Genomic DNA, 12,768 nt, shown 5'->3' on the forward strand with positions numbered 1-12,768 from the left:
GCCATGCCGATCTACGCTTCTCGCATGGCATTTCTTATCCCGGAGATCAAGGTCGGACTGGCTGAGCTCGGCGGCGAGGCTGCCGCCTGGTGCTCGAGATGCGGCAAGCGTGCAACGCTGTACTACGTCGATCCGGCGACCGGAACCTCCACCTACGTGTGCTCGGCCGATGCCGGGCCGGAGGTGGAGGCGATGCTTCTGCGGTCCGCGGATTAGATGACCTCAGGCCGCCGGCGCTTGCAAACCGCGGCGGGACGCCGAACCGCGCGGGCGGCACCTAACGGGGTGCCAGGATCCGCAGCTGCAGCATCGCCGCGAAGCGCTGCTCCGGGTCCTCCAGGTCGATCTCGCCCACCTCGGCGACCCGCCTGAGCCGGTAGCGCAACGTGTTGGGGTGGATGAAGAGCGCGGCGGCCGCCTTGCCCACGTCGCCGAGCGCGTCCAGCCAGGCCTCCAGCGACTGGACGAGGCCGGCGTTGTTGCGCTCGTCGTACTCCATCAGGCGGGCGATCGCGCCGACCGGCCGCTCGCCGCGCGCCGCCGCGAGGTCCCGCAGCTCCAGGACCAGGGCGAGCGTCTGGACGTCGTCGAGCCGGGCCACCCGCAGAGCGGTGTGGCCCTCCCGCATCACCCGGAGCACCCGGTCGGCCTGCGCCTTCCCGTGGACGATGCCGCTGATGTCCGGCCCCGCCGGGGCGACCGCGACGATCGCGGGAAGGCTGCCGCCGACCCGGTCCACGAAGTCGGAGGCCAGGCGCACGGCCCGCTGTTCCGGGTTGCCGGTCGGGACGATGACGGGCAGCAGGCCGTAGACCGTGCCGCCGACGGCCGCCACGGCGGCGGACGGCACCGCCGCCGACAGGTGGACCGACAGGGCGTCCGCGAGCCGTTCGAGCTCGGCGGCCCTGCCGTGGTCGGCGCGGGCGTGGTCGGCCCAGGCGTGGTCGTCGCCGGTGAGCAGGGCCGCGCTCACGATGACGAGGGTGCGGCCGGACAGGCCGAGCCGCGCCAGCGCGTCCCGCGCGCCCGCGCCGCCTTCCAGGACCGTCACCATCAGGTCGGCGCGCAGCCGCCGCCGGACGTCGGCGCCGGCGCGGATGCGCAGCAGGTGCAGCGCGACCAGTTTCGAGGCGTCGAGCAGGGCGTTCGTACGCTCGCTGTCGAGGTCGCCGTCCATGGCGGCCCAGATCGAGCCGAGGATCTCGTCACCGGCGCGGACCGCGATGGCGACGCGCTGCACCGTCATCCCGTCGTAGCCGAGATCCTGCGGCGTGACGACGACCGGCCGCTGGTAGCGGTAGAGGTCGCGGAAGACGCCCAGCTCGGTCAGGCGGGCGGCGTACCGCTCGGGGACCTGCCGGCCGATGACCGTCTCGACGCGGGAGGCGTCCGCCTCGTCCTGGCGGCCGGAGAAGGCGAGCACGCGGGAGTTGCGGTCCTCGATGGTGATGGGCGCGTCGAGCAGCGCGGCCACGGCGTTGGCCACCGCGAAGAGGTCGCCGGACGGGAGCCCGCCGAGCGACTCGTGCTCGTGCTCGCCGATGTCCCCCTCGGCGAGCATCGACCGGATGAGCGCGGTGAGCTGCGCCCACGTGGCGCCCCGGCGCAGGCCGATCAGCGCCACGCCGCTCTTCGCGACCGCCTCCCGCACCTGCGGGGTCAGGGCGACGGGCGCCCGGACGACCAGGCCCACCGCGTCGTGGTCGCCGAGCGTGCCGAGCAGCCGGGGCAGCGTGTCGCCGGACGGGTCGACGCCGATGCCGAGCACCAGCGAGCGCGGCCCGAGCACGGGTTCGTCGAGCGGGTCGTGGATGACGAGTCCGCTGATCTCTTCGCGCTGGTCGACGTCACCGGCGACCAGCTCGAGAAGGGTGGTCCCCAGATCGTCCAAGACCCGGCCGAGGCTGGCACGGGGACGCTGGCTCACGCCCCGCAGTATAGGAGGCCGAGCCGCACGGTCGGATCGTCCGACGATCAGAGGACGAGCCACTCGGCGGACCTGGTCACCGCGAGGAGCTCGCGGCCGAATGAGCGGCCGAGCGAGTGGCCGAACGAGCGGACGAGCGCGGGATCGTGCCGGACGAGGTCCGGAACGGCGGCACGAGCGGCGTCGAGACGCGGCAAAGTTCGATTCCCCGCAGCTTCATGGCTTTCTCCGGATCTGTTCGGGGTCAGGGCGGGCGCCGGGGCCGGCGAGCCGGACGAGGTAGCCGAGCTCGCGGTCGAAGTCGACGACGCGGCCACCGGCGGCCATCAGCGGCTCCAGCTCGTCGCGGAGCCGGTGGCGCCAGCCCCGGGCGGCGGCCGCGTCGTGGACGCGGAGCGCCTCGATGTCGGCCGGCGCCGCGACCCGCCTGTTCGACGGGCCGTCCAGCGGCCGTTCGCGGGGCGTTCCCGAGCAGGCGGCGCGGACCCGCGGCGAGAGCAGCTCCCAGCGCACCAGGAGCCGGTCGGTGTCGTCGCCGCCGTTGATCGCGTCGTGCATCGCGCCGTAGAAGTTGGGGAGGTACTCCACCGGCAGCGCGCCCAGCTTGACGATGTTGAAGTAGGCGTTGCGGCTGACCAGCGGGTCGAAGGTCCACTCGACCGCGACGATGCCGCGGGCGAGCGCCCACGCGCGCTGGTGGAGCTTGAGCGCCATCCCGGTGCCGCGGCCGGCCAGCCCCGGCGCCACCCCGGCGATGTGGCTGTGCAGGGTGCGGGCCGCAGGCTCCTCGTGGAAGCCGATGCAGACCCCGATCAGCCGGTCGCCGTCGTAGGCGCCGGCGACGTAGTTGCCGGCCTTCGTCAGCGCCCGCAGGAACTCCACCGTGATCAGGGGGTTGTCGGGGCGGCCCCAGATCTCGACGAGCAGGGCGATCACGGCGTGGGCCTCGTCGAGGTCCCGGAGCTCCCGGACCGCCACGCCCGCCTCCGCGGCCCATCGCGCCGCCTCGCGCGCCGCCAGGCCGACGGCGGAAGCCTCGACGCCCAGGCTCCGCCCGCCGGAAGTCTCGATGCTCATGCCTGCTCCTCCAGGAGTTCGGCGATCGGCTCGCGCAGCGGCACCGTGCGGCCGGGCGGCCGGCCGGCGAGCAGCGGCCGGAGGCCGAGGGAGCCACGCGAGGTGACCGGCACGGTCAGCCGAGCTTCTTGGGGGTCGCGCGGGCGCCGAAGTGGACGTACTCCTCGCCGGTGGGCAGCGAGTAGAACGTCACCGGAGCCCACGACTCCATGCCCTCGGGCCGGACGGCGTACATGCCCGGCGAGACCGGGACCAGCTCGTACGTCTCCACCTGCTCGCCCTCGAGCTCGGCCAGGGGCCCCATCAGCGTGGTGCGCAGGATCGGCTTGCCGTCCTCCTCGAACACCTCCATGCGCACCGACTCGCGCTCGTACGTGCCCGCGTACGGCGCCAGGTCCGCCGTCACCGGCTCGGCCGGCGGCTCGAACGGCGCGGGCAGCTTCACCCCGGTGAGCTCGCTGAAGATCTCGTCGTAGAGGCCGGCGTAGAGATCGCGGGTGCCGCCGCCGTTGGTGGCGAGCGCGACCGCGACGCCGGCCTCCGGCAGGACGCGCAGGAACGCCGCCTGGCCGATGGTGTTGCCGTCGTGGCCGTAGGCCCGGTGGCCGTTCCAGTCGCAGCGGAACCAGCCGAGGCCCCACGAGTCGCCGAGCAGGTGCTTCTCGGGGCAGTCGGTCTGGTACGCCGACATCGCCGCGGTGCTCTCCTCGCTCAGCACGCGCGTGCCGTCGGCGGCGAGCCCGCCGGTCAGGTGCATCCGGGCGAAGGCCAGCACGTCGGCGACGGTCGAGGTGATCAGGCCCGCCGGGCCGACCGAGCGCGGCAGGCCCCACACCGGCGCGACCACGGGCTCCTCGCCACCCTTGACGTGGCCCATCGCGTGCGCGAAGACCATCGCCTCCTCCGGCAGGGTCGTGGTGCGGGTCAGGCCGAGCGGGGCGAACAGCTTCTCCTTGATCGCCTGGTCCCAGGTCTTGCCGGTGGCGACCTCGATGATCCGGCCGAGCAGCGAGTATCCCGCGTTGCAGTAGGACCAGGTGGCGCCGATCGGGTGGTTCTGCGCGGTGTCGGCCAGCAGCGCGACGTACTTCTCCAGCGCGTCGTCGCCCCGGCCGGTGTCGGTGAACAGGTCGCCGTCGATGCCGCTGGTGTGGGTGAGCAGGTGCCAGACGGTCACGGCCGCGGTGGTCCCCGGGTCGCGCAGCTCGAACCCGGGGACGATCTCCGCCACGGGGGTGTCGAGGGCGAACCGGCCCTCGTCCACGAGCTGCATGATCACGGTCGCGGTCCACACCTTGGAGATCGAGCCGATCTGCCAGACCGAGTCGGTGCCGGCCGGCTGGCCGGTGCCGGCGTGCAGCACGCCGGTCGCGGCGGTGACGAGCTCGTCGCCGCCGGCGCCGAGCCGGAGTATGCCCAGCTGGGCGCCGGGGACGCCGTGCTTGCTCGCCAGCTCGTCAAGGCGGCTCTGCCAGTGGGCCTGGTCGATGGCCATGGTCATGTCTGCTCCTTCGAGATCGGGATGAGAGGCGTCGCGCCTGGGTCCCCGGGTGGCCGGCGCGCCGCTCCGGGGAGTGCGGCGAGGAGATGGCGGGTGTAGTCGTGCCGGGGCGTGCCGAGCACCTGCGCGGTGGGGCCGTGCTCGACGATCTCTCCGTTGTGCATCACGGCCACGCGGTCGGCGACGTACCGGACGACCGCCAGGTTGTGGGAGATGAACAGCATGGACAGGCCCAGGTCGCGCCGCATGTCGCGGACGAGGTTGAGCACCGCGCCCTGGACGGAGACGTCGAGCGCCGAGGTGATCTCGTCGGCGAGGATCACCTCGGGCCGGGCGGCGAGCGCCCTGGCCAGCGCGACGCGCTGGCGCTGTCCGCCGGAGAGCCGCCCGGGCAGGTCGCCGGCCCGGGCCGCGTCCAGGTGGACCAGCGTGAGGAGGCGCGCGATCTCCGCCTGGCGGGCCTGCCTGCCCAGGCCTCCGGGCATGGCCTCCGCGATGCTCTCGCCGACGGTCATGCGGGGGTCGAGCGAGGAGTACGGGTCCTGGAAGACCATCTGCACCGGGCGCACGCGGCCCCGGCTGGGCACCGGCCGGCCGTCCAGCAGGATCCGGCCGCCGGTCACGGGCGCCAGGCCGACGGCCGCCCGCGCCATGGTCGACTTCCCGGAGCCGGACTCGCCGACGAGGCCCACGATCTCGCCGTCGCCGACCTCCAGGCTGACGTCCTTCAGCACGGTGTGCGAGCCGTATCGCACGCGGACGTCGTGGAAGCCGAGCACGCTCACGCGGTCACCTCCTCGGTGCGGGCGGGAAGGGGCTGCCCGGCCTTGTGGCACGCCACCCGGTTGCCCGCCGTGTCGGCCTCCAGCACGGGCTCGACCGACCTGCAGCGGTCGTCGGCGAGCGGGCAGCGGGCCGCGAAGGCGCAGCCGGCCGGCACGTGCGCCGGATCGACCGGCAGCCCGGGGATGACGGCGAGCGGCCGGGTCAGGTCGGTCTCCATGTCCGGCACGGCCGCGACGAGCGCCCGCGTGTACGGGTGCCGGGCCAGCGTCCGCAGGCCCCGCGCGGGCAGCTCCTCGACGATGCGGCCGGCGTACATGACGAGGACCCGGTCGCACACGTCGGTCACGACCGAGACGTCGTGGCTGATGAGCAGGAGGGCGGCGCCGGTGTCGCGGCGCACCTCGGCGAGCAGGCCGAGGACCTGCTGCTGGACCGTGACGTCGAGCGCGGTGGTCGGCTCGTCGGCGATGATGAGCCGCGGCGTCCCCATGAGACCCATGCCGATCATGGCCCGCTGGCGCATGCCTCCGGAGAACTCGAAGGGGTGCTGCCTGGCGCGCCGCGCGGGCTCGCGGATCCTGACCGCGCGGAGCCGGTCGACCGCGCGGGCGAAGGCCGCCTTGCGGCTCAGCCCCTGGTGGAAGCGGCTCACCTCGGCCAGTTGCGGCCCCACCCGGTGCACCGGGTTGAAGGACGTCATCGGGTCCTGGAACACCACGGCCAGCGACGTGCCGAGGCGCTTGCGCAGGGACGCGGAGTCGGCGGCGGCCAGGAGATCCTCCCCGGCGAAGGCCAGGTGGCCCGCCTCGACGCGGATCGGCTCCTCGAGGAGCCCGGCCACCGCCAGGGCCGTCATCGACTTGCCCGAGCCGGACTCGCCGACGACGCCGACGGCTTCGCCGTCCCGGACGGCGAAGGTGACGCCGCGTACCGCGTGGATGGGGTTGCCCGCGCCGGCGATCGTCACCCGCAGGTCGTCCACCGACAGGATCGTGCCCTCGACCGGCGCTGTCACGGCGGGCCCTGTCACGGCGGGCCCTGTCACGGCGGGTGCGAGGGTCTGGCCGGCGGCGGTCCTGATCCGGCTCCGGCGGGCGGTGCCGGGGACGTCGCCGAGGCCGAAGGCGGCCGCCAGGGCCTCGCCCGTGAGGTTGAACGCCAGCCCGGCGACGATGACGGCGAAGCCGGGCCCGAGCGCGGCGAGGGGGTTGGTGTAGATGCCGTTGAGCCCGTCCTGCATGAGCTTGCCCCAGTCGTAGGAGGGGGCCTGGACGCCCAGTCCGAGGAACGAGAGCCCGGCGAACGACAGCAGCACCCCGCCGGCGCTCATCGTCGCGTTGACGATGAGCGGCTCGGCGATGTTCGGCAGCACGTGGCGGCGCAGGATGCGAAGCCGGCTCACGCCCGCGATCCGGGCCGCGGCGATGTAGTCCCGCTCCGAGATTCCGGCGATGAGCGTGTGGCACAGCCGCGCGAACGACGGCGCCCCGGCGAGCCCCACCGCGAACGCCGCGCCGCGCTCGCCGACGCCGAAGACGACGGCGAAGAAGAGCACGAGCAGCAGCCCGGGGAAGGCCACCAGCACGTTGACGGCCCACGTGACGAGGCGGCCCAGCCGCGGCCCGGCCAGCATCGGCGCGGCCCCCAGGACGAGGCCCAGCACGATGCTGATCGCCGTCGCCCCGAGCGCCAGCACGATCGAGAGCCGGGTGGCCACGAGTACCCGGGAGAACAGGTCCCGGCCGAGGTTGTCGGTGCCGATCCAGTGCTCGGCCGACGGGCCGGCGAGCAGGTTGCCCGTGTCGACGGCCGTCGCCCGGTCGCCCCACAGGATCGGCCCGAGCGCGGCCACCGACAGGACGATGACCAGCAGGCCGAACCCGGCCAGCCCTACGGGACGGCGCAGGAGGTGTGCCGCTCGCATCTCAGGCGGCTCCGATCGTCGAACGGGGGTCGAGCAGCGCGAGCAGCACGTCGACGAGGGTGTTGATGAGCAGCACCCCGACGCCGTAGACCAGGACGGTGCCCTGCACCAGGGGATAGTCCTTGGCGACGATCGAGGAGACGATCGTGGAACCCAGACCTGGCCAGGCGAAGACGTTCTCCACCAGCACCGTCCCGGCCACGAGGGAGCTCAGCAGCATGCCGCCGAGCGTCAGGCTCGCCGTCACGGCGTTCGGCAGGGCGTGCACGAGCTGCACCCGTACGGGGGTGAGCCGCTTGGCCCGCGCCGTCCGGATGTAGTCGGCCTCCATCACGGTGAGCATCTCGACGCGGACGACGCGCGAGAGCACCGCGGCGGGGCCGATCGCCAGCGCGAGCGTCGGGAGCACGTAGGAGCCGATGTCGTCGAGGCCCGCCACCGGGAAGAGCCTGGTCTGCACCGCCAGCAGGTAGACGAGGCCGACGGCGAGCAGGAAGTCGGGGATCGCGCTCAGCACGACGCTCGTCCCCGTGAACGCCAGCTCCGTGCGCCGGCCCTTCCCCCGCCGCGTGATGACCGCCATCACCACGCCCACCGGCACGGCGACGGCCAGCGACAGGACGAACGCGGCCACGGCGAGCTGCACCGTCGCCGGCAGCCGCTGGCCGATCATCTCGCCCACGGGCAGCCTGCTGGTGATCGAGACGCCCAGGTCGCCCTGGAGCAGGCGCCCGAGGAAGCCGGCGTACTGCTGCCAGAGCGGGTCGAGCAGGCCGAGCTCCTCCTTCGTGGCCTGCACCAGGTCCGCGGGGGCGGTCGGCCCGAGCGCGGCCCGCACCGGGTCGCCCGGGACCAGGTGGATCATCAGGAACGAGGCGGTCACCAGGACCCACAGGGCCAGCAGCAGCCGTCTCGTCCGCCGCAGCGCGAAGCGGAACCACGGGTGCGACCACAGCCCGGCCGCCCGGCCGCCGAGGCCGGGCGCGGCCGTCGTCGGGGTCTTCATCGTCAACCGAGCATCCGGATGCTGGTCGGGACGATGCTGCCGACGATGGAGAGCTTCGCGCCCTTGACGAACGTCGGGACCACGTTGTTGGCGAACGGCACTACGTCGGCCGCCTTGTAGAGCGCCTGCTCGGCGGCGAACCAGTCCTTGCAGCCCTCGGCGCCGTTCGCGCGCATCGCCTTGGTGGCGCTGGCGAGGTAGCCGGCGTTGTCGATGGAGGCGAAGTTCGTGCCCTTCGGGGCGGTGGTGCCGGAGACGAACGGCATGACCTGGTCGGGGGTGCTGACGTTGAGCGGCATCCAGACGATGTCCCAGGCGCCGGTGCCGAAGACGGCGCCGGACGCCTCGGTCTGGGTCTGCTGCTTGGCCGCGACCTCGATCCCGGCCGCCTTCCACGCCGCCACCGCCAGCTCGGCGGCGGCGCCTCCGCCGGTGCCGAGCGAGTTCGGGTAGATGAAGGTGAGCGAGAGCTTCTTGCCGTCCTTGGCGCGGATGCCGTCCGGGCCCTTCGTCCAGCCGGCGGCGTCGAGGGCGGCCCCGGCGGCGGCGACGTCGAAGGACGGCACGTGGCCGGTCACGGCGTCGCCTGCGCAGCCGAGCGGCTCCATGGCGGCCAGCTGGGTCGGGGGCGCGCCCTTGCCGGAGGTCAGCGCGACCTGGAGCTGCTTGAGGTCGAGCGCCTGGGTCAGCGCCATGCGCACGGCCGGGTCGGCGGTGGCGTGACCGTCGCCCTGGTTGTACCACTGCTCGCCGATCAGCGCCTGCATGCCCACGGATTCCAGGCCCGCCCCGGCCAGGCGGCCGGCGTCTGGGCCGGTGATCTGGACGGCGTTGATGGTGCCGGCCAGCAGCTCGTTGGCGGACGTGGTCTCATTCGCGACGATCTTGACGACCACCTTGGCCGGCATGCCCGCCTCGGCCGTGGTGGCGCCGCCGGGACCCCACGTGTAGCCCTTGCGCAGCTCGTAGGTGTACCGGGTCGACGGGACCGCCTCGGTGAGGACGTACGGGCCGGTGCCGTTCGTGCCGGCCTTGAGGGTGGAGCGGTCCTTCATGCCGGCGTCGCACACCATCGGCAGGTTCGCGAGCGCGGTCAGCACGAACGGGGCCGGCGCGGCGAGCTTGAGGGTGACCGTCGAACCCGAGGCGGAGGCGGTCGTCCCGGCCGGGATGAAGACCCCCAGGAACGGGCTCTTGTTGTCCGGGTTCACCACGTACGTGATGTTGTCGACCACCGTCTGCGCCGTGAACGCCGTGCCGTCGGCGCAGGTGACCCCGTCCTTCAGCCGGAGGGTGACCGTGGTGCCGTCGACGGTCCACGACGCGGCCAGCTGCGGCTGGATCGAGCCGTCCTTCGCGACGGCCACCAGGTTGTCGTAGGCGAACTGCGTCAGGCCGAACAGGGCGCTCGTCGCCGACCCCTGCGGGTCGAGGGCGCCCGGGTCAGAGGCCAGGTTGAGCGTGAAGGTCTTGCCGTTGGCGTAGGCGGCGGAGGCGCCCGAGCCGGCGGGGCCGGGCGCCTGGCTGCCGCAGGCGGCCAGGCCGACCGAACCGGTCAGTGCCAGGGCGAGCGCCGCGAGGGCCCTCGTACGGGTGGGGGTCATGCGTGGGTCCTTGTTTCCGGAGGGGGTGAGCGGGAGGTCTCAGGCGCGGGCGACCACACGGCCGTAATGGAGGTACTTCGCCAGGCCCGCGTCGTCGCGGCCGATGAAGGCGAAGACGAGGTGGATGCCGCGGACCGGCTCGAGCGAGATCAGCGAGTCGCCCTCGAAGGCCACGAGCCGGGTGCGCATCGGCTGATCGCCGATCTCGGCCATGATGTCCTTGGGCACCCGGTCGAGCCAGATCGCGCCGTCGGCGTCCTGGCTGACGGTGATGTCGTAGATCGTGTCGCGGTAGCGGCCCAGGTAGGGGGCCGGGTCGATCGCCCTGGGCTCGGCCGGCGGCACCGGGCGGCCCGGCAGGGTGACGCCGGTGAGCTCCTTGAGCAGGTGCGCCAGCACGTCGGCGAAGATGCCGAAGACGTCGCCGCCGTTGGTCAGCAGCGCGATCGCGACGCCGTGCTCGGGCGCGACCCGGAGGAAGGCGGCCTGGCCGATGGTCCCGCCGTCGTGGCCGATGACGGTGTGCCCGTCGTGCTCCTCGATCTCCCAGCCGAGCCCCCACGCGGTGCCCATGCCGGCGAGCCGGGGCAGTTTCACCTGCGGCTGCCACATGGCGGCCACGGTGCCGGGCCGGAGCACGGCGGAGCCGTCCGGCGCGGTGCCGCCGGCCAGGTGCATGGCGACGAAGGCGAGCAGGTCGCGCGGGGTCATGGCGAGCATCGAGCCGGCCGGGGCGTTGGAGCGGGCGAGCGCCCAGGTCGGCGCCGGAACCGTCGCGCCGTCCTCGCCCGGCACGTGGCCGACGGCGGCCCGGTGCAGGATCGCCTCGTACGGGCTCGGCGCGACGTGCGTGAGCCCGAGCGGCGCGACCAGCCGCTCGGCCAGCACCTCGTCGAACGGCTTGCCGCGCAGCACCTCGACCAGGCGGCCGAGCACCACGAAGCCGGTGTTGTTGTAGGAGAAGACCTCTCCTGGCGCGAAGAGCTGCGGGATGTCGTGGATCGAGGCGAGGTACTTCTCGATCGCGTCCTCGCCCCGGCCGGTGTCGGTGAAGATGTCGCCCTCGAAGCCCGCGACGTGGCACAGCAGCTGCCGGGTGGTGATCGCGGCGGCCGCGGCCTCGTCACCGACGCGGAACTCCGGCAGGTACGCGCGCAGCGGCGTGTCGAGGTCGACCAGGCCCTCGTCGACCAGCTGCATGACCAGCGCGCTGGTCCACAGCTTGGTGATCGAGCCGATCTGGAAGACCGAGCCGGTGGTCGCCTCGACGCCGGTGGCCCTGCTCAGGACACCACCGGCGGCGGTGAGCACCTGGCCCTGGGTGAGAACGGCGACCGAGGCGCCCGGCACCCCGCGCTCGGCCACGATCCGTGCGAAGTGTTCGTCAAGCCAGCTCTGCACACTTTCCGGCGACATCATGCCGCTGAGGCTAGAAGGCGACCCCTGCCGCCGTACTCAGCCGATCGGACAACCCGGCCCGGCGGAGGTTGTCCGATCCGACAACAGCACTCCAGGTCGCGTACCAGGGCCGGCGAGGCTCCGCATTCCGGCCGCGTCCACCCAGCGGGAGACGCTTCGGGGGCATGTCCAACCCGGAAATGGTGACAAGATGAGCTTCGACCGACATGAGCAGATCGCGCACGACGCCGATTTCTTCGGCACCCACGGCTTCTGCGTGTGGCGCGGGCTGCTGGGCCGGCCGAGGTCGAGGGCCTGCGCCGGGAGGTGGATGACGCGCTGGCCGCGAACCACGCTCTCCCGGCCGCCCCGGTCTCCACGCCACCGACGCGGAGGGCTTGATGACGGGCGATCGCACACCGCTGAGCCGGGAACTGCTCGCCGAGCGTCTCCTGCCCGCCGCGCTGTGCGACCTCTTCGGGCTGGACGCGGCCGGTGCGGACGTCACCCCGGTCGGCCGCGGGGCGATGGGACGGATCTGGCGCCTGACAGCCGGCGGTGCGGCCTACGCCGTCAAGGAGCATCTGTGGGGCGTGGACGAGCGGGCCGTGGCCCGCGGCGCGGCGTTCCAGCAGGCGGCGGCCGCCGCCGGGGTGCGCTCCCCGCGTAACGTCCCCACTTCGGGCGGTGGGTTGGTGGGGCACCTGCCGGCGGCCCTGGGCGGCAGCGGCGTCCGCCTCCATGACTGGCAGGAGGGCCCGGCGGCCCGCCCGGACGAGGCGGGAACCCCGGAACGCCTGGGGGAGCTGCTGGCGCGCCTGCACGGACTGGCCCTGGCGGCGCCGGACCCGCCGGACCCCTGGTACGAGACCGTCGAGGAGGTGGACTGGGACCGCCTGGCGGGCGCCGCGGCGGCGCGCCGGCCGTGGCAGGAGCAGCTCGCGGCCTCGCTGCCCGGCCTGCGGCGGCTGGCGTCGCTGGTGACGCCCTCGGATCCGGACGACCGGATCACGTGTCACCTGGATGTCCAGTGCTCCAACGTGGTGGTCACGGATCGCGGCTGGGTCCTGCTGGACTGGGACGACACCGGCGCCGGGTGCGCCGACCGGGAGCTGGCCAGGGCCCTGCTGGGCTGGTTCACCGCCGGCGGTGTCGACGGGGCCGCGATCGGCAGGACGATGGCCGCGTACCGCGCGGCGGGCGGAACCGCGGTACTGGACCCGGACCGCTCGTTCGCCATGCAGGCCGCGATCTGCGTCAACTTCGTCGCCGCGCAGGCGCGGCTCGCGCTGGACGACACCTACGCCGAGCACCACGCCGACGCCGAGGAGCGCCTCATGAACGTGCTGACGGCCTTGCCGGATGTCGCGACCTACGACGAGGTGGTGCGCTTCGCGGCGACGGGTGGCGGCCGGTTCGGCGGGCGACGGTAAGGAGCACCGATCCACCGGCTTTCGGCCGGTGCGGGCGAGTACGTCCTCAGAGTGAGCGGTATCAGGGCCGGCGGATGCTCCCTCTGCACACCCGGACAACCGCACAGGCGGT

The 12,768-nt window shown here is 73.4% G+C and carries 11 protein-coding genes; 2 read left to right on the plus strand and 9 right to left on the minus strand.

All coding sequences use genetic code 11. The features are described from left to right. Positions 1-24 precede the first annotated feature (24 nt). Positions 25-216, plus strand: a complete 192-nt coding sequence (locus tag ACBJ32_RS40510; protein WP_375131297.1) for a hypothetical protein — start codon at positions 25-27, stop codon at positions 214-216. A gap of 61 nt (positions 217-277) precedes the next feature. On the opposite strand, the gene ACBJ32_RS40515 is transcribed toward ACBJ32_RS40510, so the two are convergent. From ACBJ32_RS40515 to ACBJ32_RS40555, 9 genes are all read right to left on the minus strand, one after another. Next, positions 278-1,927 (minus strand): helix-turn-helix domain-containing protein, encoded by a 1,650-nt coding sequence (locus ACBJ32_RS40515; protein ID WP_357885489.1) that lies wholly within the window; start codon positions 1,925-1,927, stop codon positions 278-280. 47 nt (positions 1,928-1,974) lie between these two features. Continuing rightward, positions 1,975-2,124, minus strand: coding sequence for a hypothetical protein (locus tag ACBJ32_RS40520; RefSeq protein WP_375131298.1), 150 nt, complete (start codon positions 2,122-2,124; stop codon positions 1,975-1,977). Between the two features lie 19 nt (positions 2,125-2,143). Then, entirely contained in the window at positions 2,144-3,004 is an 861-nt protein-coding gene (locus ACBJ32_RS40525; protein ID WP_375131299.1) for a GNAT family N-acetyltransferase, read from the minus strand. Positions 3,005-3,119: 115 nt separating this feature from the next. Next, positions 3,120-4,505: a serine hydrolase domain-containing protein gene (locus ACBJ32_RS40530; RefSeq protein ID WP_375131300.1), complete on the minus strand. Its 1,386-nt coding sequence runs from the start codon at positions 4,503-4,505 to the stop codon at positions 3,120-3,122. Then, positions 4,502-5,290, minus strand: coding sequence for an ABC transporter ATP-binding protein (locus ACBJ32_RS40535; protein WP_375131301.1), 789 nt, complete (start codon positions 5,288-5,290; stop codon positions 4,502-4,504). Before ACBJ32_RS40535 ends, ACBJ32_RS40530 begins: the two co-directional genes overlap by 4 nt. After that, a complete protein-coding gene (locus tag ACBJ32_RS40540; protein ID WP_375131302.1) occupies positions 5,287-7,215 on the minus strand; it encodes a dipeptide/oligopeptide/nickel ABC transporter permease/ATP-binding protein in 1,929 nt (642 codons plus the stop codon). Before ACBJ32_RS40540 ends, ACBJ32_RS40535 begins: the two co-directional genes overlap by 4 nt. Position 7,216: 1 nt before the next feature. Further along, positions 7,217-8,221: an ABC transporter permease gene (locus tag ACBJ32_RS40545; RefSeq protein ID WP_375131303.1), complete on the minus strand. Its 1,005-nt coding sequence runs from the start codon at positions 8,219-8,221 to the stop codon at positions 7,217-7,219. A 2-nt stretch (positions 8,222-8,223) separates the two neighbouring features. Then, on the minus strand, positions 8,224-9,825 hold the full coding sequence (locus tag ACBJ32_RS40550) for an ABC transporter substrate-binding protein (RefSeq protein WP_375131304.1): 1,602 nt from the start codon (positions 9,823-9,825) through the stop codon (positions 8,224-8,226). A gap of 39 nt (positions 9,826-9,864) precedes the next feature. Further along, complete coding sequence (locus ACBJ32_RS40555; protein WP_375131305.1) at positions 9,865-11,244, minus strand: serine hydrolase domain-containing protein; 1,380 nt, start codon at positions 11,242-11,244, stop codon at positions 9,865-9,867. Positions 11,245-11,624: 380 nt separating this feature from the next. Between ACBJ32_RS40555 and ACBJ32_RS40560 the strand changes: the two genes are divergently transcribed. Continuing rightward, positions 11,625-12,656 (plus strand): hypothetical protein, encoded by a 1,032-nt coding sequence (locus tag ACBJ32_RS40560; RefSeq protein WP_375131306.1) that lies wholly within the window; start codon positions 11,625-11,627, stop codon positions 12,654-12,656. The last annotated feature ends 112 nt before the right edge of the window (positions 12,657-12,768 follow it).

The sequence above is a fragment of the Nonomuraea sp. GTA35 genome, from assembly GCF_041950525.1.
Classification (GTDB): Bacteria; Actinomycetota; Actinomycetes; order Streptosporangiales; family Streptosporangiaceae; genus Nonomuraea.

Excerpts from the sequence above, each read along its gene's own strand:
- ACBJ32_RS40510 (WP_375131297.1), top strand. The coding sequence starts at position 25 with ATGGCATTTCTTATCCCGGAGATCAAGGTCGGACTGGCTGAGCTCGGC.
- ACBJ32_RS40525 (WP_375131299.1), bottom strand. The coding sequence starts at position 3,004 with ATGAGCATCGAGACTTCCGGCGGGCGGAGCCTGGGCGTCGAGGCTTCC.
- ACBJ32_RS40530 (WP_375131300.1), bottom strand. The coding sequence starts at position 4,505 with ATGACCATGGCCATCGACCAGGCCCACTGGCAGAGCCGCCTTGACGAG.
- ACBJ32_RS40540 (WP_375131302.1), bottom strand. The coding sequence starts at position 7,215 with ATGCGAGCGGCACACCTCCTGCGCCGTCCCGTAGGGCTGGCCGGGTTC.
- ACBJ32_RS40545 (WP_375131303.1), bottom strand. The coding sequence starts at position 8,221 with ATGAAGACCCCGACGACGGCCGCGCCCGGCCTCGGCGGCCGGGCGGCC.
- ACBJ32_RS40550 (WP_375131304.1), bottom strand. The coding sequence starts at position 9,825 with ATGACCCCCACCCGTACGAGGGCCCTCGCGGCGCTCGCCCTGGCACTG.
- ACBJ32_RS40555 (WP_375131305.1), bottom strand. The coding sequence starts at position 11,244 with ATGATGTCGCCGGAAAGTGTGCAGAGCTGGCTTGACGAACACTTCGCA.
- ACBJ32_RS40560 (WP_375131306.1), top strand. The coding sequence starts at position 11,625 with ATGACGGGCGATCGCACACCGCTGAGCCGGGAACTGCTCGCCGAGCGT.